Source organism: Bilifractor sp. LCP19S3_H10, assembly GCF_052119185.1.
GTDB lineage: Bacteria > Bacillota > Clostridia > Lachnospirales > Lachnospiraceae > Bilifractor.
The window spans coordinates 71,638-92,327 of sequence record NZ_JBQKFT010000006.1 but is presented as its reverse complement, the minus strand read 5'-3'; the positions used below and the strand labels follow the sequence as shown (position 1 = coordinate 92,327).

Sequence of the window (20,690 nt, the reverse complement as noted above, 5' to 3'; positions counted from 1 at the left end):
CATCGGGTTGCTGACGCTGAAAAACGAAATCGTCGGATTGCTGAGATCTGAGATCAAGGCACCCGGCGGCTGACGATAAAAACAATATCTTCTGCTATACTCTGCCTTCCCTTTCCGCCTGCCTTCTTGAATAAACGCAGCCGCAGTAGTTCTGGCGGTAGAGATGATATTCTCTGGAAAGTTCGGTGGAGCGGCGGAATCCGTTCTTTTTCTTAAAGTCGGAAACCAGATAGGGAACGCCGTACTCTTCTCCGAGCCGAATGCCGATCTCATTGAGCTTCTGCGCGTCCTTCAGCGGACTGATCGACAGAGAGGTGGTGAAGTAATCCATATGCAGGCGGAGAGCCTCCTGTGCCGCCTCGCGCAGACGCATCTCAAAGCATGCAAAGCAGCGTTCCCCGCCCTCGGGGATATCTTCCTTACCCCTTGCCATCTCGTAGAAACGGTCAGGGTCGTAGACACCTTCCTCGAATTCCACGGGATGCGGCAGAGGCATCTCACGGATCAGGCGCTGCATCTCGCTGACACGTTTCCGGTACTCATCCGCCGGAGCTATATTTGGATTGTAGTAGAAGTCTGTGATAAAAAAATACGGTGACAGGTATTCCAGCACATAGCTGCTGCAGGGGGCACAGCAGCTGTGAAGCAGAAGGCGCGGCGTACGGCCTTCCGCTTCCAGCTCTGCCAGAATCTTTTCCATTTCTTTCTGATAGTTGATTTTCTGATTCATGTTTTCTGATCGATGATTCCGCTGATCCGGGTGGATGCCGGAAGGATTCCTGTAGTGCTTTAATAATATCAGAGGAATCAGAGACTTGTGTGTTTCTCCTTCGGGTTGAATCCCGCCTCTTCAAGCGCCTTGAGGATCTGATTCTTGTGGTCGGTTCCGAAGGCCTCCATTGTAATCCGGAGTTCAACCGCTGCGTTGCGGTTAGTGCTGTAGAACTGATTGTGCTCCAGCTTGATGACATTGCCCCGATTCTGAGCGATGACGGTGGACACCCGTACAAGCTCTCCCGGACGGTCCGGCAGAAGGACAGAGACGGTGAAGATTCTGTCTCGCGCGATCAGACCGTTCTGAACGACGGAGGACATGGTGATGACATCCATGTTGCCGCCGCTCATGACTGCTACGACGCGCTTATTTTCCGGTTTCAGATGCTTGAGGGCAGCTACGGTGAGAAGACCGGAGTTTTCAACAATCATCTTGTGATTTTCCACCATGTCGAGGAATGCCACCACGAGCTCCTCATCCGGAATGGTGATGATTTCATCGATGTTCTTCTGGATATATGGGAAAATCTTTTCGCCGGGACGTTTTACGGCAGTGCCGTCCGCAATTGTGTTCACACTCGGGAGCTCGGTGACCTTGCCGTTTTTCAGGGATACCTGCATGCAGTTCGCACCTGCCGGTTCCACACCGATGACGTGGATCTTCGGATTCAGAAGCTTGGCGAGGGTAGAAACGCCGGTCGCGAGACCGCCTCCTCCGATGGGTACCAGGATGGTATCGACAACTGGGAGCTCCTTGATGATTTCCATGGCGATGGTGCCCTGGCCGGTTGCGACGGTCAGATCATCAAAGGGATGGATGAAGGTGTAGCCGTTTTCCGCAGCGAGCTGAAGAGCCTTCTTGCAGGCATCGTCATAGACATCTCCGTAGAGAACAACCTCCGCGCCGTAGCTCTTTGTCCGCTCTACCTTGATCAGGGGTGTCGTTGTCGGCATGACAATGACAGCCTTGCAGCCGTAGGCTTTTGCGGCGTACGCGACTCCCTGTGCGTGGTTGCCCGCGGATGCCGTGATGAGACCCTTCTGACGGTCCTCCTCACTCATCGTGCTGATCTTATAATAGGCACCGCGGATCTTGTATGCGCCGGTTACCTGCATGTTCTCCGGCTTCAGATAGCAGCGGTTTCCGGTCTGATTGGTGAAGTATTCGCTGTATACCAGCTTGGTGTCAGAGGTGACCCTCTTTACGATCTCTGAGGCTTCTTCAAAGGCGTTCAGTGTAAGCATTTCTTTCTCACTCATCTTGTTTTCCTTTCTGCGGTGTGGGAACTGTCATTGTGCTTTTTCAGGGAGGAAGGGGATCCGCGTCAGGATACGCACTTCTGTCCCGGCTTTCTTGTCATTGTGCGTTTTCAGGATTGGATTCGAAGAGTGCGTTTACATACGAATCCGGATCGAACTTCTGCAGGTCGTCAAGCTGCTCTCCAACTCCTATATATTTAACCGGGATCTGAAGCTCGGACTGCACGGCGACAGCGATGCCGCCCTTCGCGGTGCCATCGAGTTTGGTGATGACAAGACCTGTGATGTGTGCGACCTCGGCGAAGCTTTTGGCCTGAAGAATGGCATTCTGGCCGGTGGTTCCGTCAAGAACCAGCAGGGTCTCCAGATATGCCTCCGGGTATGAATTGGCGAGAATTTTATAAATCTTCTGAAGCTCGTTCATGAGATTCTTCTTATTATGGAGACGTCCCGCCGTGTCGATCAGCAGAACATCAGCATTGCGGGCTTTCGCCGCGGCGACCGCATCGTATACGACGGAGGCGGGATCTGCGCCCTCCTGTCCGGTGATGATATCCACCTTCGCGCGGTCCGCCCAGGTCTCCAGCTGCGGAATCGCTGCCGCGCGGAAGGTATCCGCCGCTGCGATGATGACTTTTCTGCCCTGATGATGGAGTTTGGCGGCAAGCTTGCCGACGGTTGTTGTCTTGCCGACGCCGTTGACCCCGACGACGAGGATGACGGACTTTCGGTTTTCAAATTCATAGGCGTTTTCTTCCACCTTCATCTGCTGGCGAAAACAGTCAACCATGTATTTCTTGCAGTCCGCCGGCTTTTTGAGATCGAGATCTGACACAATTTCCTTCAAATTGTCGATGACCGTCTCAGTGGTTTCGATTCCCATGTCGCTTGCGACAAGGGCTTCCTCCAGACATTCATAGAACTCGTCGTCGATCTCTGAGCATCCGAAAGCCTCGTCCAGATTTTCGTTCATGCTGTCACGGGTTTTGGACAGTCCCTTAAACAGCCGGCTGAAAAAACCTGCCATATTTTTTCTCCTTTAAAATCATGAAGCAGCTGCTGCAGAAACGTAATGCGGCCGCTGTAGAAACATGAGACAGCTGTTGTAGAAACAGAATACAGCTGCGATAGAGCCGGGAAGCAGCTGCTTTTCATCGCAATGCTGCTGTCAGTTGTCGAGCTGCTCGCGGATCAGGTCAACGGAGACAAGGACCGATACGCCCTTTTCCTGCATGGTAATTCCATACAGGCGGTCGGCCGCCGCCATGGTTCCGCGTCTGTGAGTAATAATAATAAACTGCGTATTTTTTGTCAACTTGTGCAGATACGCGGCGAAGCGCCCTACGTTGTTGTCGTCGAGAGCGGCTTCGATCTCGTCCAGCAGACAGAAGGGGGACGGCTTCAGGTTCTGAATCGCGAAGAGAAGCGCGATTGCGGTGAGAGCTTTCTCGCCTCCCGACAGCTGCATCATGTTCTGGAGCTTTTTCCCCGGCGGCTGTGACGTAATGGTTATGCCGGATTCCAGAATATTCTCCTCATCGGTCAGCTCCAGGGTTCCCTTGCCGCCGCCGAAGAGCTGCTGAAATACCTTGTTGAATTCCACCCGGATCTGTTCGAAACGCTCCTTGAACTGCTTGCGCATGCCTTCATCGAGCTGTCGGATGATTCCCTTCAGATCGTCGGAGGCCTTAATCAGGTCATCGTGCTGGCTCTGGAGGAAATCGTGGCGTTCCTTCAGCTCACGGTATTCCTCTATGGCGTTTACGTTTACGGTTCCGAGCGCCTTGATTTCGGATTTCAGCTGTGTGATCTGCTTGCGCAGGGGGGTGCGGTCGGGCATTTCGTCGAAATGGACGGCCTCGGCCTGATCGGGTGTAATCTGATATTCCTCATACAGATAGTTGATCTGATTTTCCTTCTGCTCGCGAAGCTTTTCAATCTGGGAATCGAGACGGAAGATTTCCTGATCCATCCCGGTCTTCTCGGCAGAGAGGCGGTCGCGTTTTTCGAAAAATTCACGGTGATTTCTGGTGAGCTCCTCTTTTCTGGTCTGAAGAGACTCGCCGTATTCGCGGGCATCTGAGATTGTCCCGGTCAGCTCGTCTATTTTGTTCTGAATTGCCGTGATCATTGATTCTTTGCTGTCGGTGTCGCTCTCACCGTCGTCAATGGAGTGAAGAAGAGTTTCCCGCTCCTCGTCGAGACGGCGGATTTCGGATTCTGTAGTGCGGAGTTTTTCTTCGAGGAAGGCAGCCTGCTGGCGGATGTTGGAACATGTGAGCCGCGCCTGATCCCTCTCGGCAATAGCATTCTGCTGCTTCTGACGCAGCGCCTGTGATTCATCTGTGATCTGCCGGAGCTTATCCTCCAGATTCTCCTCTTCCTTCTGAGAGCTTTCCAGTTCGCCGCCGATCAGGGAGCGCTTTTCGCGGATCTCGGCGATCTGGCCGTTGATCTCGTCGCGCTCTGCCGTCAGGCGGCCAAAATCTGCGCTCAGAGAATCACTCTTTTCCTTTGCGCCGTCGCGGTTTACGCGGGCAGTGTTCTGACGGATCAGAAGCTTCTGGAGGGCATCCTGCTCTTCCGCGAGGCGGCTGCGCAGGTCATTTCTCTGAGCGCGCTGTCCCTCGATTTTTTTCTGAAGCTCCTGCATTTCCTTTTTCAGGGACTGGACGCTGCTCTCGAGCTCCTTGATCTGTCTTCTTCGGCCGAGGAGATTGCTGTTGTATTTAAAAGAACCTCCGGTCATGGAGCCTCCCGGGCTGAGCAGCTCACCTTCGAGTGTGACCATCCGGACGGACTGACGGTGACGCCGGCTCACGGCGATCGCATGGTCGATGGTATCAACAACGACGGTTTTGCCAAGGAGACGGCGGATTACGCTCTGATAGATTTTATCGCAGGAGACGAGCGTGTCGGCGACGCCGAGGACTCCATCCTCCCGAAGAACCGACTGGATATTCTGAGAGAGGGGGGTGTCGTCTCTCATGGCAGTCAGAGGAAGGAAGGTGGCTCTTCCAAAGTGACCGCGTTTCAGGTATTCAATCAGGTATTTCGCAGTGCTCTCGTTGTCGGTCACAATATTCTGGAGAGCACCGCCAAGTGCGGTTTCAATGGCAGTCTCGTATTTTTTGTCGGTCTTGATCAGATCCGCTACGACGCCGTGAATGCCGGGATTGCTGTCTTTCTGTTCCATCACGCGCTTGATGCTGTTGCCGTATCCCTCGTACCGCTCGGCAATGTTCCGGAGAGATTCGAGACGGGAAGCCTCTCTGTGATAGGCGGTTTGACCGGTTTCCAGCTGATGGTTCTCCTCATCGAGCAGATGCTTGAGTGCGATGATCTGCTTTTCCTTTTCCGCTTCCGATTTGCGGTATTTTTCGACCTCGGAGCTGACTGCGGAAAATTCTTCCTCATATTTTCTGAGATTTTCCTTTTCCCGGGATTCGTTTTCCTTCATCTGCAGGATGCGGGATGAAAGCTCGGATTTTCGTATCTCGATCTGCTCAAGCATTGTGTCGTAACGCTGAAGGCGTTCCCGGATCGTAGTCCGGTTGTTCAGGAGCGCGATGGTATCGCTGCGGCTCTGTTCTGCGGCGGAATTTTTTCCGGCGATCTCCGCCTCGATTTCGGCCGCGTCGTGCTCGCGGGCATTCTTCTCCTCTTCGGCTGCTGTGAGCTTTTCTGCCAGCTGCTGTTGTTCCTGCCGCTGTTCGTCCGCGTTGCGTATCCGGGAGGCTTTGTCTTCTTCAATGGCAGCAAGCCGGTCACGAAGGAGCTTCCGATTGGTCTCTGCCGCGCGGATCTGTTCGCGGAGAACGTTGATCTGGCCTTCGTGCTGCTGCTTTTCCAGCGCGGCTGCCTGCAGGCTTTCTCTGGAACTGCTGATGTTTGACTCAAGGTCTTCCAGCTCTTTCTCGACTCGCTGATATTCGAGCATGGTTTCTTCAAACCGGGCATTGAGATCGCGAAGATGCTCTTCCGCGATCTGTTTGTTCTGATTCAGATCCCGAAGCTGCTCCTCGGTTCTCCCCTCGTCAATCTGAAACAGTTGTATGTCAAGGGTTCTGAGGCTGTCACGTTTTCTGAGATATTCCTCGGCCTTTCCGGACTGCTTCTCCAGAGGTCCGATCTGACGGGTGACCTCACTGAGGATGTCGTTGACGCGGACAAGATTCGCCTCCTCATCCTCGAGCTTTTTCAGGGCGGTTGCTTTTCTCCGCTTGAATTTCACGATGCCTGCCGCTTCATCGAAGAGCTCTCGGCGTTCCTCCGGTTTGCCGCTGAGGATCTTCTCGACCTGTCCCTGCCCGATAATGGAATAGCCTTCTTTTCCGATTCCCGTGTCATAGAAAAGCTCGTTGATGTCGCGGAGCCTGCAGCTCCTTCCGTTGAGCTGATACTCGCTTTCGCCGGAGCGATAAAGCTTTCTCATGACCGTCACTTCGTCCGCGTCAAAATTGAGCTTCCGGTCGGCGTTATCCAGCGTGATGGCGACCATGGCGAATCCGACAGGCTTCCGGTTTTCCGTTCCGGCGAAAATAACGTCCTGCATATTGCCGCCGCGCAGAGACTTGGCGCTCTGTTCTCCGAGAACCCAGCGGACCGCATCGCCGACATTGCTTTTGCCAGACCCGTTCGGTCCGACAATTCCGGTGACACCATTATGAAATTCCAGCCGTGTTCTGAGTGCAAAGGATTTGAAGCCCTGCATTTCGATTGATTTTAGATACATGGATTTGTTCTTTCCTTCTGTGATCCGTTCTGCGTGCCTGCCTCAATATCAGCCGGTGAAAAACGCATAATTGCCTGATATGCTGCCTGCTGCTCCGCCGCTTTTTTGGAATGACCATCTCCCTGACCAAGGAGTTTTGCGCCGAGCCATACCTGTGCCGTGAACTTCTTGTTGTGATCGGGCCCGCTTTCTCCGGTGATTTCATAGCGGATCGGCTCTTCGGAAACGGCCTGAATCATTTCCTGAAGGTGAGTCTTCGAGTCGTGAAACAACTGCTTGTGCTCCACGTCATCCATCACGAAGCGGAGAATGAAAGCTTTTGCCTGTGCAAAGCCTCCATCCTTGAAAATTGCGCCGATGACGGACTCAAGGGCATCGGAGACCACGGAGTCTCTTTTTCTTCCTCCGGTTGCGTCCTCTCCTTTTCCGAGCAGAAGATAATGCTCAAGCCCGAACTGGCGCGCGTCATAGGCAAGTGTCGGTTCACATACGAGACTCGCCCGCAGTTTTGTCAGCTGCCCTTCCGGGAGCTGTGGATAATGATCATAAAGGTATTCACTTGATACCAGTTCGAGGACTGCGTCTCCGAGGAATTCCAGCCTCTCGTTACAGCCCTCATGCCCGAGGTTATGCTCATTCGCATAAGAGCTGTGACGAAGTGCCAGTTCGAGCCAGCCGACGTCTGTAAAGTCATAGCCGATTTTCTGCTGCAGTTCCGACAGCTTTTCTTCCATATTCTCTTCCTTTCTGCACTGTCTGGCCGAAGCGGTAAGGATGCTGCCGTCTGCGGACAGCTGACAGGTATGAGTGTAAAAACGCTGCCTGTCAGGCGTTACACGGCCGGTAACATAAAGACTGCTGACGGTTACAGGATACAGTTAACCGGGAGCAGTCTTCTTATACGCTTGCTGATACATATTTTGGTGCCCCGCTTGCGAAGCGCGGAGCCATCCGCAGCTTATACAGTGTGCGATACCCCGCCTGTGGAGCGCGGCGGTTTGCTGGTTTTATTCCGGATCAGCTTCACAAGGTCTCCAGCTGTTTTGATATTTAGAAATTCGTCTTCGGTGATCTCTATTTCGAATTTTTCATCGGTAAGCGCGGCGATCTGAAACAGATCCAGGGAGTCGGCACCAAGATCCTCTGCGAAGGTGGTGTCCATTGTGATCTCTCTCGGATCAACGTGCAGGATCTCCACGATGATTTGTTGAAGCAGTTGAAATTCCATTCGTCAGCCTCACTGCGGATTCCCTGCAGCAGAGGCGGCTGCGTCTGAACGCCCGCTCTCTCTCGCGGCGGATTCCTTTGCAAGAAATTCCTGAATCTTCCCGTTTACGTCCTCTTCCTTGAACTGGATGCACTGTAGAACGGTGTTTTTGAATTCGACAGCTTTTGAACTGCCATGTGTCTTGACGACAAGTCCCTTCAAACCAAGCAGAGGTGCGCCGCCGTAGGCGGTTGCGTCGAATTTCTTCAGGGTGGCCTTCAGAGCCGGTTTGATCAGAAGTCCGCCGATCTTGCTTCGTGGGGAGGAATAAATCGCGCCCTTAATCTCGTGAAGCAGGGTGCTCGCGACGCCCTCGTACATTTTCAGAATGACATTGCCGACGAAGGCTTCTGTTACATAGACATCCGCAACGCCCTTGGCGATATCTCTAGCCTCAACGTTTCCAATGAAGTTTATGTCCCTGCATTCTCTGAGAAGAGGGAAGGTTTCCTTGCAGAGCGCATTGCCCTTCTCTTCCTCGACGCCGATGTTCACAAGCCCGACACGGGGGTTCTGGATACCCAGAACACTCTTCATATAGATGGATCCGATGACGGCAAACTGTACCAGGTGAGCCGGTCTGGCATCTACGCTGGCACCGCAGTCGATCAGAAGCGATACGCCATTTGCGGTCGGAAGGAGGGGGGCAAGAGGCGCGCGGTGAATTCCACGGATCTTTTTGACGATTGCCTGGCCGCCGACAAGGACGGCTCCGGTGCTTCCGGAGGATACAAAGGCATCTGCTTCGCCCTTGTGAACGAGATTCAGCCCAACCACAAGGGAAGAATTCTTTTTGGTCTGAATGGCTTTCACGGGCGGCTCTCCGGTTTCAATGACTTCGGGAGCGTCCACCACCTTCACACGGCTTTCCTCATAGGTATACCTGGAAAGCTCCGAGCGGATGCGGGCCTCCGGACCGGTCAGTATGAGCTCGATTCTGCTGTCCTCCTGAAGCGCATCCAAAGCCCCCTTCACGGGCTCCTCCGGAGCATAATCACCGCCCATGGCATCTACAACTACTCTGACTTTTTCATTCATGATTTCTTCACTTCCATTATATAAAATATGAGCTGAGCAGTTTTCACAGCTGTTCATTATTCTGCGGCAGCTTCCCGAGGCGGGGGAGCAGCAATCCGTCTGTCCCGCCGGAACAGTACAATGTTACTGGGCGGAGGAAGACTGCACCGCGTCGTTTGCGGATGCGCTGCTGTTCGAGGATGAGCTTTCAGAAGCATTTTCTCCGAACTGTGTCACATCGACATAATCGCCGGTGTCCGGATCCACCGCGAATCCGCTGTCATTGAAGGTGTAAGTGACGCCATCGATCTCCATCGAGGTATTACTGGGATAGGATCCGTCGTCATGGTTCAGATACTGATAGCCGCCATTGTCCGCATTCCGCTGCCAGTACATATTCGCCCAGACGGTGACGCTGTGGGTGGAACTGGTGGTCTCGTTGACCTGACCATTCACAGTATTGATCGCGACCACATAGTAATAGGTGGTCCCTCCTTCTGAAGTATCGGGTGTATAGTCTGCAGAGGTCGCTCCGGGGATCTTCGTTCCGCCGCCATTTGAATCTACGTTGTTAGAGTACCATTGATAGGTAATCTTGCCTCCGTCAGAAGCGGATGCTGTGGCAGAGAGAGTGGTTTTTCCGTTTACCGCTACATCGGTTGAGCCGGAAAGATCGCTTTTAAAAGCCGGTGCCGCTACATCTGTATTGAAGGAAAGCGCCTGAACCGGCGTGCCCTCTTCACTGGAAGCCGAGACAACCGTCTCTTTTCCGGTGTCTGTGACGGTGCCGACCAAACGGTTCATGCCGCCTGAGAACGAGCATCCTGCAAGAAGCATCGCCGTGCTTATTCCGGCAGCAAGTATTCCTGAAATTTTAAGAGCCTTCATACTGTATTCCCCTTTTGATTGCGCAACTCTTACCGGAAGAAATTCGTGAGCCGGCTCGCCGGCTGCAGTGGTGCCTGTATCCGATAAAAAGTTACAGGTTTGTTACAATCTCATAGTTATTCGAAATTATATCACGCGATTCAGGTGACTGTCAATGTCACGTAAAATGCGCCTGCCGGCGCTATCACGCAAAACGCGCCTGTGGGCGTCGGACCGTTACCTGAAGCAAAAATGAGACAACGAGATAAAACACGCTGCGCGAGTTTTATCTCGCTATCGCGACGCTCGCCGCACACGAATACTTCGCATTCGGCTGCGGCTCACTGTTCGCGTAAAAAAAGGACTGCCACTTTCGTGACAGTCCGGATCGTTCACATATTGGATGCAGAAGTTTATGCCTCTTCTACGTTGATAACCTGTTTCTTGTTATAGGTTCCGCAGTTCTTGCATACTCTGTGAGGCATCATAAGTGCTCCGCATTTGCTGCACTTAACAAGGGTCGGAGCGGACATTTTCCAGTTTGCTCTTCTCTTGTCTCTATGTGACTTGGATGATTTATTTTTTGGACAGATGGACATTATAACACCTCCTCATACTTCCTGAATTCAAAATAAACCGCTGATTTTCTCAATCGCACTTTAAGAATTATACACAGGAGGTTTGGGTTTGTCAAGGAAAATTATTTGTCTCCGCCGAGGATCGCTACGGTGTCGCGGCAGATCGCGAGTTCCTCGTTTGTCGGGATGACGCAGACAGCTACCTTGGAGTCGTCTGTGGAGATTTTTACGTTCTGTCCGCGGAGCTTGTTCTTCTCGGGATCAATCTTGATGCCGAGGTAGCTGAAGCCGTCCATGATTCTGGCGCGGGTGGCTCCGTCGTTCTCTCCGATTCCTGCCGTGAACGCGATTGCGTCAACGCCGTCCATAGCCGCCACATAAGCACCGATGGTGGTTTTTACGCGGTACGCGAATACCTCCAGCGCAACCTCTGCGTCGTGATTGCCCTTCTTCGCCGCATCGGCCAGATCTCTGAAGTCACTGGAAAGTCCTCTTGAGAGACCGTATACGCCGGACTTCTTGTTCAGAATGTTAAGGATACCGGAAGCATCGAGATTAAGCTTCTTTCCGAGGAATTCAACTACGGAAGGATCAAGGTCGCCGGAGCGGGTTCCCATGGCAAGACCGGCAAGAGGAGTAAGGCCCATGGAGGTGTCCACGCATTTGCCGTTCTTCACAGCGCTGACCGACGCGCCGTTGCCCAGATGGCAGACGATAATCTTGCTGTTGTTGAGATCGAGACCGAGAAACTTTGCGGTTTCCTTGGAGACAAAGCTGTGGCTTGTGCCGTGGAAGCCGTATTTGCGGATGCGGTACTTCTCATAATACTCAATCGGAATCGCGTACAGATATGCCTTCTCCGGCATGGTCTGATGGAAGGCGGTGTCGAAGCAGCCGACCATCGGAACGCCCGGCATAAGCTCCTTGCAGACATTGATTCCGATCAGGTTCGCAGGGTTGTGAAGCGGTGCCAGATCGGAGCAGTCTTCCAGTGCCTTGATCATGGCATCGTCTACTTTTGCGGAGCACGCAAACTTCTCGCCGCCGTGTACGACACGATGACCTACCGCATCGATCTCCTTCAGGGAGCGGATCGCGCCGGTCTTGTCATTGGTGAGCGCATCGAGAACCATCTTGATGGCTTCCTTGTGTGTCGGCATCGGTGCTTCTGTGATTTCCTTGTCGAGGCCTTCCTTCTGATATACGAGACGGCCGTCGATTCCGATGCGCTCGCAGAGTCCCTTGGCAAGAACCTCCTCGGAATCCGAGTCGATCAGCTGATATTTCAGAGAAGAACTTCCACAGTTAATGACTAAAACTTTCATGAATAAACCCTCCTGATCATGTGATTATATAGATTATATCCTGCACACAGGTGGAAAAGCCTGCCGCAGATGCCATCCGTGACGGACAGCGGATTTACAAAGGACGCAAAGAAATAACCGAGCCTTCTGGGGGTTCGGTTATTTCTCGATTTGTTTTGCAAAAGAATGACCGGAAATCAGCTGTTCATCATGGCCTCTACTGCTGTCATGGCTACGACGCCTACGATATCATCCGCAAAGCATCCACGGGACAGATCGTTAACCGGCATGGAAAGACCCTGCAGAACCGGACCGTACGCATTCGCGTGAGCCAGTCTCTGCGCGATCTTATATCCGATATTTCCGGCCTCAAGGCTCGGGAAGATCAGGGTGTTGGCGTGGCCGGCCACCTCGCTGACCGGAGCTTTGAGTTTCGCAACTTCCGGAACAATAGCCGCGTCAAACTGAAGCTCTCCGTCGATTTTCACCTGAGGATATTTCTCCTTCGCGATCTTTGCTGCTTCTGCTACCATGGTTACATTGTCGTGCTTTGCGCTGCCCTTTGTGGAGAAGGAAAGCATAGCGACCTTCGGCTCCGCTCCGATGTATGCGCGGAAAGAGTCAGCGGAAAGGCCTGCGATCTCTGCAAGCTTCTCAGAATCGAAATCAGTATTGACAGCGCAGTCGGCGAAGAGGAAGGTACCGTTCTCACCGTACGGGCAGTTCGGGACTTCTACGATGAAGAATCCGGAAACGCTCTTTACACCGGGCTTTGTCTTCAGAAGCTGAAGAGCCGGCCGGATAGTGTTGCCGGTGGAATGGCATGCGCCGGAGACAACACCGTCGGCATCTCCGCACTTGCACATCAGACATGCATAATACATATAGTCCTTGGTCATCTGCTGCTCTGCGATCTCAGGGGTAACGCCCTTCTTTGCGCGAAGCTCAACGAATTTGTCAATATATTTCTGGCGGTTCGGATCGGTGAAAGGATCAAGGATCGTGATTCCCGTCAGATCATAACCGGTACCGTGGTTCTGGATATCCTCAGGAGTACCGAGAATAATGATGTTCGCAATTCCCTCTTTGGTGCACTTTACAGCGGCCTCATAGGTGCGCTGGTCCATCGACTCCGGTAATACGATTGTTTTCTTGTTGGATTTTGCTTTTTCTTTGATACTGTCAATAAATGCCATTTCCAGGCTCCTTTCTGGATATGCCTTAACGCATTCCGAACACACTGATTGAAAAGTCCGCAACATACCTGTACGCACTCACTTTCATGAATAAAGTATAGTACCTTCTCAGGCCTTCGACAAGCAGTAAAATTGTATTATAAATAATACAAAAGCAGAAAAACAGGAGGATCCGGTCGTCTCCAGACAGGGTTGCCCGAGGGGAAAGTCCCGGAAGATCCATTTCCTTTTGCCAGGAGAAGGAATATCATGATACGATATGATAAAGTGCAGAAAAATCAGTCCTGCAGCAGGTTTTTCGAGGAGAATGTTCATGAAGATAATCGGTATCATAGCGGAATACAATCCGTTCCATAACGGTCACGCATATCTGGTCAGGAAGGCGAGGGAGATTTCCGGCGCTGACGCTGTGGTGGCGGTTATGAGCGGCGATTTTGTACAGAGGGGGATGCCTGCAGTATTCGATAAGTATACGCGGACGGCAATGGCTCTCGCGGGCGGATGTGATCTGGTGCTGGAGCTTCCGACGGCAGCCGCCGCTTCGTCCGCCCAGCGGTTTGCGGAGGGCTCCGTGGCTGTTTTGAATGAAATCGGCGTGGCCGATGAACTGTGGTTCGGAAGTGAATTCGGGAAAATGGACATGTTCCGTCTGCTCGCGCCGGTTCTCTCCACCGAGCCGGAGGAATACCGGTCCCTTCTCAGAAAATGGCTGGCTGCAGGGTTCTCTTTTCCCCGTGCGAGGGAAGAGGCACTCATCGGTTATTTCAAAGATAAGGGAACACCGAGGATGGGTGAAGAAATCCGGGAGTTTCTGAGCATGCCGAATAATATTCTGGGTCTGGAGTACTGCATCGCTCTCGAAAAAACAGCCAGCGCCGTTGTACCGAGGACGATTCAAAGGCTCGGAGCCGGCTTCAATGACAGCATCTTTAAACAGGAAAACGGCTATAATTCGGCATCCGCAATCCGTTGTCAGATTTTTGAGAAGAATGGTCCCGAACTTCTGGAGGACTCTGTTCCGCCACGGGTGTACAACATTCTCAGGGAGGCCTGCCGTTCGTCCGCTCCTGTCCGGGGAGATGATTTTTCCGCGATGCTGCGGTATCAGCTGCTGCGGGAGGACAGCGGGAATATCTTCAGGCATTCAGGTGTGACGGAGGTAAAAGGGAGCGGGAAGGAAGCGCCGGAGAGCCGGACATTTTCACAGTATCTGGATGTGACGGAAGATCTTGCTCTGAGGATACGAAATCATCTGAGCAGATACCGGTCATTTTCACAATTTGCAGAACTGCTTTCGGCAAAAAATTATCCGGTGACGCAGATGAACCGCGCACTGCTCCATATTCTTCTGAATATCCGGGAGGATGATCTGAACCGGGCACTTCATCCGGAATATGTGCATCTGCTTGGGTTCTCTGAAAAAGGACGGGAGGTACTGAGGGAGATCAAGACAGGAGAAACGGGACGGATCTGTCCTGTGGCAAAAATCTCATCTCTTCCGCCGGAGCTGACCCGGGCCGATGTGTTCGCGTCGAATCTGTATGAATCGGTCCGGTCAGTGAAGAGCGGTCAGGATTTTATTCATGAATTCAGGAGACAGGTGATCCGGGTATGATGAGAATGCTGAAACGCTGTCAGTTCTTGAAGCTGTGTACCGGGGCAGGGATTCTGCCGGTGCGGCTGATCAGTGCGTCGCATCCGAAGCGGCTGACCGGCATGATCGGCGCGCTTCCGAGGAGACCTCCGAACTCCAGGGAATCTCCGACATCCTTACCGATGGCAGGAATTACACGGACTGCTGTTGTCTTCTGGTTGATCATGCCGATTGCCATCTCATCGGCGATGATGCCGGAGATGGTAGTGCTCTTTGTGTTTCCGGGGATAGCAATCATGTCAAGACCGACGGAGCAGACACAGGTCATCGCCTCGAGCTTTTCCATGCAGAGAGAACCGCGGTTAACGGCATTGATCATTCCCTGGTCCTCACTGACCGGAATGAAGGCACCGGAGAGTCCGCCGACATAGGAGGAAGCCATAACGCCGCCTTTTTTTACCTGGTCGTTCAGAAGGGCAAGTGCAGCTGTCGTTCCGGGAGCACCGACAGATTCCACGCCGATCTCCTCAAGAATGTCCGCCACAGAGTCGCCAACCGCGGGAGTCGGAGCCAGAGACAGATCAATAATGCCAAAGGGGACGCCGAGACGTCTTGATGCCTCCCTGGCGACGAGCTGTCCCACACGGGTGACCTTGAAGGCGGTCTTTTTGATGGTCTCGCAGAGAACTTCGAAATTCTCCCCTCTTACCTTTTCCAGCGCATGCTTTACGACGCCGGGGCCGGATACGCCGACATTAATGATGGCATCCGCTTCCGTGACGCCGTGGAAGGCGCCTGCCATGAAGGGGTTGTCATCCGGCGCGTTGCAGAAAATAACGAGCTTCGCGCAGCCGAGGCAGTTGTTGTCCTTTGTTGCCTCCGCGGTGCTTCTCACGATTTCGCCCATCAGCTTCACCGCGTCCATGTTGATGCCGGTCTTTGTGGAACCGACATTGATGGAGCTGCATACAAGTTCGGTGCGTGCCATTGCCATCGGAATAGAACGGATCAGGAGCTCGTCAGCCTTTGTCATGCCCTTGGATACAAGGGCGGAATAACCGCCGAGGAAGTTGACGCCGACGGTATGAGCTGCTCGATCCAGCGTTTCGGCGATTGTCACAAAATCCTCCGGTGTCTTGCAGGCTGCGCCTCCGATCAGGGCAATCGGTGTCACGGAAATCCGTTTATTGACGATCGGGATGCCGTACTCGGCCTCGATGTCTTTTCCGGTCTGCACCAGGTTGCGGGCGAGTGTTGTGATCTTGTCATAGATCTTCTGGTTCAGACGGTCCAGGTTTGAATCGATGCAATCCAGAAGGCTGATGCCGAGAGTAATGGTACGCACGTCCAGATTTTCGTTTTCGATCATTTCATTGGTTTCATTTGCTTCAAAAATGTTAATCATGGCTGTACCTTTCTGTTCAGATTCTGTGCATCATGTCGAAGATGTCTTCCCGCTGGCAGTGAATCATTACACCGATCTCCTCTCCGACTTTCTTCAGATCCTCGGCGAGTTCCGCAGTATTCTTCTCGGATTTGGACGCATCGGTGATCATCATCATATGGAAATATCCCTGCAGAATGGTCTGGGAGATATCTTCGATATTCACATTATTCTCTGCAAGATAGTTGCAGACCCTGGCGATAATGCCGACAGTATCTTTTCCGGTGACTGTGATGATTGTTTTTTTCATGATCTTGTCTCCTCGGTGAATAGCGGTGCCTGAATGATAGATCAGGGACACCTTCGGTTTGCGTTGTTTGTTCGATTATACTACGATTCGTGGAAGATGCACGGCTTTTTTCAGAATTCCGCGAATTCGCTTACCGTATCTCTTCTTGCGACGGTAATCGGGAAGTCGCCGGACTTGTAGGGATTCTCTCCCATGGTGACTTCACTGCATACGGTTTCATAGGCGAGGGCGGGATAGTTGTTTTCCGCGCTCAGGTGGCCCAGAAAAATATGCCGGATGTTGTCATGCAGAATCTGACAGAGAAGCTGTCCGGAAGTTTCATTGGAGAGGTGGCCTCTGTCGCTGAGAATGCGGACCTTCAGCGGATATGGATAGCGCCCGGCCTCCAGCATGTTGACGTCGTGATTGGCCTCCAGCAGAATGGCATCCAGATACTGCAGATGACGGATTGTATAATCTGTGTAGGTTCCCATATCGGTCGCCACGGCGCAGGAACGCCCGTCGCTGCAGATCCGATACCCTACAGGGTCTGCGGCGTCGTGCATAATGCTGAAGGGCTCGACGTCAAGATCTCCGATCCGCACGGTCTGATCCGGCCGGATCTCGTGAAACAGATCTTCGGGGATTTTTCCGGTTGAATTTTTACTCCGGATCGCGTCCCAGGTTCCCTTAGTGGCATAGATCGGAAGATTCAGTTTTCTTGAAAGAACGCCCAGACCCTTGATATGGTCCGAGTGCTCATGGGTGATCAGGATTCCGTCAATATCCTTCCCGGTATATCCGATGGTGTTGAGCCCCTGTTCTGTCCGCCTGCCGGAAATCCCGGCATCGACAAGAAGGCTGGTATGTTCGCTTCCGACGAAAATACAGTTGCCGCTGCTTCCGCTGGAGAGACTGCACATTTTCATATTATAATACGCTTCCTCTGTTCTGAAATGGATTAATCGGTATTCGGCTGCGTCGCGAAGGAACGCATTCTGGCGTCAATCTGGCGAATGGTATCCGTAAACGGGCCGCTGTTGTCCAGGACAAACGCACATATTCTCCGGAACTCGGCATCCGGGAGCTGATTTGCCATGATTTCCCGGATTTTCGCGTCCGAATATCCCCGGCTTTCCCGGAGACGTTTCTTTCTTACTTCCGCATCTGCATAAACATACCATAGTTCATCGCAGATTTCATCATATTTTTCCTCGATCAGAAGGGCTGCCTCGAGAAAGAAAAACGGCCGGCCCTCTGTCTCCGCCTCTTTCATGGAAAGGGCAATGCTTCTGCGGACAGCCGGATGTGTGATCCGGTTCATCTGTTCCAGAAGCCCCTTGTCCGCAAAGATTTTTGCCGCAACGGCTTTCCGGTCAAACTCACCGTCGGGGGCCAGAACGCCGGGCCCAAGCAGGTCAAGAATCGGGCCGTAACAGGCCTGTCCCTTCTTCATCATCGTATGTGCCAGCTCATCCGAGCGGATCATATCACAGTCGTAATGGGTCTCCAGATACTTCATGACCTCGCTTTTTCCGCTTCCGACGCCGCCGGTAATTCCGATTATTTTCAATGTCATTCCTCCTGCCGTACCCCGCAAGAGCGGGGCAACATGTACTGTAAAAAGCCAGACGCCGCAGTATCAGGCGTCTTATTTTGCCTCGTACCAGCTTGATCCGTCATGGATATCGACCTCAAGGCGGACGGCAAGGTCTGCTGCGCCTTCCATTTCTTCCCGGAGAATATTCCTCACCTGTTCTTCCTCATCCCTTGCCGTCTCTACGAGAAGCTCATCGTGAACCTGGATGAGAAGCCGTGATTTCAGATGCTCTCTCCGGAGGCGCCGGTCCACCCGGTTCATGGCGATCTTGATGATATCGGCGGCCGTGCCCTGAATCGGCGCGTTCTTCGCGACTCTTTCACCGAAGGAGCGCTGCATGAAATTGGAGGATTTCAGCTCTGGCATTGGACGGCGGCGGCCAAATCTGGTGACGGAATAGCCTTTCTCCCTGGCGTCTGTGACGAGACCCTCCAGGAACGACCGGATTCCGGGATAGGTTTCGTAGTAGCGCTCGATGTAATCCGCGGCCTCCTTCCGTGAGATGTCGAGGTCCCTGCTCAGGCCGAAGGCGCTGATCCCGTATACGATTCCGAAGTTCACAGCCTTTGCGTTCCGCCGCATGACCGGTGTGACCTCGTCAAAGGGAACGTGGAAGACCTGCGATGCAGTGATGCGGTGTATGTCCTTCGCCTCCCGATATGCCTCGATCAGTTTTTCATCTCCGGACATTGACGCGAGCACACGCAGTTCGATCTGCGAATAGTCGGCGTCCACGAAGATATACCCTTCCCTGGGGACAAAGACCTTCCGGATCTGTCTGCCAAGCTCGATCCGCACCGGGATGTTCTGAAGGTTCGGATCGGTGCTGCTGATTCTGCCGGTAGCGGTGATGGTCTGTTTGAAGGTCGTGTGGATTCGTCCGTCGTCCGACACAAAGCCGGCGAGACCGTCCGCGTAGGTGGATTTCAGTTTGGAGAGCTGCCGGTAATCCAGAATATCCTGAACAAGGGGGACATCGGGAGCGAGCTTTTCAAGCACGTCTGCCGAGGTTGAATACCCTGTCTTTGTCTTCTTGCCGCCGGGAAGTTTCATTTTTTCAAAAATAATGACGCCGAGCTGCTTCGGAGAATTGATATTGAATTCCTCCCCCGCCTCCTCATAGATCCGTTTCTCAAGGGAGGCAATTCCTCCGGCAAGTCTCTGCCCGTAAGCTGCAAGCTCCTCCGGCAGAATGCGGATCCCTTCTGTCTCCATATCATGAAGGGTGAACACAAGCGGCATCTCGATATCTGTCATGAGCTGGTACATGCCGGATTCCTTCAGCGCGCGGATCATCGGAGCCCTTGACTTCAGCGAAATCCGGGCAATCTGTCCGGCGTAGAGCGCAGCCTTCGACTCTTCCATTTCCTGCGGAGCGGGCAGCTTCTTTGTGCCGAAAATCTCCCCGGCGGACAAAACGGGCTCTGTGAGATACGCGGCGCCGATGCTGTCAAAGGGATAGTCTGCTTTGAGAGGATCCAGAAGATAAGCGGCTATGCTGATGTCAAAGATTCCGGTGACGGAGGGATCCGTGCCGTTTTCCTTTGAGGAAACCTCCGGATTGCCGTTCGCGGGTTCGGTAAAAAACTCCTCGGGAAGCGGCTGAGATTTCATCTGGTCTTTGAGCTCAAAGGTGGAAAGCACGCAGGAACTCTGTGCGATCCGCAGTACTCCGTCCCTGAGCGTTGAGGCGGAAATCGTTTCGGAAGCCGGGATGTACCAGGTTCCGGCATCTGCCAGTGAGACAGCAAGACCGAAGATCTCTGGCGTGCGGGATATGGGTTCAAAGCTTTGCAGCAGATAGATCCCGGCCTCCGCGGAGGAGGCTGTCCTCGTGAAGATGCGGTCGGCTTCCTCGCTGTCTCTGACCGTCTGAACCGTGAGTGCGTCTTCTGTGTTCTGGGCAGAGGAGTCAAAATGAAGCAATAGCTTTTTGAAGCCCAGTTCCTTGAAGAGCTGGTATGCCTCAGGCGTGAAAATATTGCCAAGTCTTGCCTGATCATAGTCCAGAACGATCGGACTGTCGGTGTTGATCGTAGCCAGCTTCTTGGAGAGCACTGCAAGATCCCAGTGATCCCGCATCGCCTCCATGGCTTTCCTTGGCTTGATCTCTTCGAGATGCTCGTGGGCATTTTCAATAGTTCCATAGCTCTGCAGGATCTTTGTCGCCGTCTTGACACCGACTCCGGGAAGACCCGGGATATTATCGGAGCTGTCTCCCATCAGGGCTTTCAGTTCAATGACCTGGGCGGGGGTGATCTGGTATTCTTCAATGACCTCCCGGGTATGATAGTCCTGGACAACGGTCTGCCCGCCCTTCGTCTTCGGAATCCTGACCAGAACCTTGTCCGTGGCGAGCTGAAGGAGATCCCGGTCGCCGGAGAGGATGGTGACGTTCATCCCCTTCGCTTCGCTTCTTCTCGATATAGTGCCGATGATGTCGTCGGCTTCGTAGCCTTCCTTTGTCAGGATCAGAATTCCCATCGCCTTCAGGACTTCCTGAATGAGGGGAATCTGTTCTTTTAGTTCCTCCGGCATCGGATGACGCGTGCCCTTGTAGGCTTCAAACATACGGTGCCGGAAGGTCGGGGCGTGCACATCAAAGGCGACCGCCAGATACGCGGGTTTCTCTTCCTCGAGAACCTTCAGCATGATGTTCAGGAATCCAAGGACGGCATTGGTGTGTCTGCCTTCGGCATTGGTGAGGTCAGGAAGACCGTAAAAGGCGCGGTTCATCATACTGTGTCCGTCTATTACCAGAAATGTTTCACTCAAAGCATTCTCTCCTTAAATTATATGCTGCAGGATGATCATATGCTGCAGGA

General features: G+C 53.0%; 17 protein-coding genes. 1 reads left to right on the top strand and 16 read right to left on the bottom strand.

All coding sequences use genetic code 11. From position 1 onward, the window contains the following. Nucleotides 1–94 precede the first annotated feature (94 nt). From ACTQZS_RS06540 to pta, 11 genes are all read right to left on the bottom strand, one after another. Entirely contained in the window at nt 95–730 is a 636-nt protein-coding gene (locus ACTQZS_RS06540) for an epoxyqueuosine reductase QueH (protein ID WP_441475107.1), read from the bottom strand. 77 nt (nt 731–807) lie between these two features. Continuing rightward, on the bottom strand, nt 808–2,019 hold the full coding sequence (ilvA, locus tag ACTQZS_RS06535; protein WP_441475187.1) for a threonine ammonia-lyase: 1,212 nt from the start codon (nt 2,017–2,019) through the stop codon (nt 808–810). A gap of 112 nt (nt 2,020–2,131) precedes the next feature. Beyond that, on the bottom strand, nt 2,132–3,061 hold the full coding sequence (ftsY, locus tag ACTQZS_RS06530; RefSeq protein WP_441475106.1) for a signal recognition particle-docking protein FtsY: 930 nt from the start codon (nt 3,059–3,061) through the stop codon (nt 2,132–2,134). Nucleotides 3,062–3,202: 141 nt separating this feature from the next. After that, complete coding sequence (gene smc / locus ACTQZS_RS06525) at nt 3,203–6,769, bottom strand: chromosome segregation protein SMC (RefSeq protein ID WP_441475105.1); 3,567 nt, start codon at nt 6,767–6,769, stop codon at nt 3,203–3,205. Continuing rightward, nucleotides 6,760–7,503, bottom strand: a complete 744-nt coding sequence (gene rnc / locus ACTQZS_RS06520) for a ribonuclease III (protein ID WP_441475104.1) — start codon at nt 7,501–7,503, stop codon at nt 6,760–6,762. Before rnc ends, smc begins: the two co-directional genes overlap by 10 nt. A 224-nt stretch (nt 7,504–7,727) precedes the next feature. Next, nucleotides 7,728–7,997: an acyl carrier protein gene (locus ACTQZS_RS06515; protein WP_441475103.1), complete on the bottom strand. Its 270-nt coding sequence runs from the start codon at nt 7,995–7,997 to the stop codon at nt 7,728–7,730. A gap of 9 nt (nt 7,998–8,006) precedes the next feature. Beyond that, nucleotides 8,007–9,074 carry a phosphate acyltransferase PlsX gene (plsX, locus tag ACTQZS_RS06510; RefSeq protein ID WP_441475102.1) on the bottom strand — a complete coding sequence of 356 codons (1,068 nt, stop codon included), beginning with the start codon at nt 9,072–9,074 and terminating at the stop codon, nt 8,007–8,009. Between the two features lie 123 nt (nt 9,075–9,197). After that, the gene (locus ACTQZS_RS06505; RefSeq protein WP_441475101.1) at nt 9,198–9,941 is read right to left on the bottom strand and encodes a hypothetical protein; all 744 of its coding nucleotides are present in this window, start codon (nt 9,939–9,941) and stop codon (nt 9,198–9,200) included. A gap of 392 nt (nt 9,942–10,333) precedes the next feature. Next, a complete protein-coding gene (gene rpmF, locus ACTQZS_RS06500; protein ID WP_441475100.1) occupies nt 10,334–10,519 on the bottom strand; it encodes a 50S ribosomal protein L32 in 186 nt (61 codons plus the stop codon). A 101-nt stretch (nt 10,520–10,620) separates the two neighbouring features. After that, nucleotides 10,621–11,823, bottom strand: a complete 1,203-nt coding sequence (locus ACTQZS_RS06495; protein ID WP_441475099.1) for an acetate kinase — start codon at nt 11,821–11,823, stop codon at nt 10,621–10,623. Between the two features lie 176 nt (nt 11,824–11,999). Next, entirely contained in the window at nt 12,000–12,998 is a 999-nt protein-coding gene (pta, locus tag ACTQZS_RS06490) for a phosphate acetyltransferase (RefSeq protein WP_441475098.1), read from the bottom strand. A 313-nt stretch (nt 12,999–13,311) separates the two neighbouring features. Between pta and ACTQZS_RS06485 the strand changes: the two genes are divergently transcribed. Beyond that, nucleotides 13,312–14,613, top strand: coding sequence for a tRNA(Met) cytidine acetate ligase (locus tag ACTQZS_RS06485; protein ID WP_441475097.1), 1,302 nt, complete (start codon nt 13,312–13,314; stop codon nt 14,611–14,613). Between the two features lie 19 nt (nt 14,614–14,632). Here ACTQZS_RS06485 and ACTQZS_RS06480 read toward each other — a convergent pair whose 3' ends face one another. From ACTQZS_RS06480 to polA, 5 genes are all read right to left on the bottom strand, one after another. Continuing rightward, a complete protein-coding gene (locus ACTQZS_RS06480; RefSeq protein ID WP_441475096.1) occupies nt 14,633–15,997 on the bottom strand; it encodes a PFL family protein in 1,365 nt (454 codons plus the stop codon). A 16-nt stretch (nt 15,998–16,013) separates the two neighbouring features. Beyond that, nucleotides 16,014–16,286, bottom strand: a complete 273-nt coding sequence (locus ACTQZS_RS06475) for an ACT domain-containing protein (protein WP_441475095.1) — start codon at nt 16,284–16,286, stop codon at nt 16,014–16,016. A 110-nt stretch (nt 16,287–16,396) separates the two neighbouring features. Further along, a complete protein-coding gene (locus ACTQZS_RS06470) occupies nt 16,397–17,194 on the bottom strand; it encodes an MBL fold metallo-hydrolase (RefSeq protein ID WP_441475094.1) in 798 nt (265 codons plus the stop codon). 32 nt (nt 17,195–17,226) lie between these two features. Continuing rightward, nucleotides 17,227–17,838 (bottom strand): dephospho-CoA kinase, encoded by a 612-nt coding sequence (coaE, locus tag ACTQZS_RS06465; RefSeq protein WP_441475093.1) that lies wholly within the window; start codon nt 17,836–17,838, stop codon nt 17,227–17,229. Between the two features lie 78 nt (nt 17,839–17,916). After that, complete coding sequence (gene polA / locus ACTQZS_RS06460) at nt 17,917–20,640, bottom strand: DNA polymerase I (protein WP_441475092.1); 2,724 nt, start codon at nt 20,638–20,640, stop codon at nt 17,917–17,919. Nucleotides 20,641–20,690: the final 50 nt, after the last annotated feature.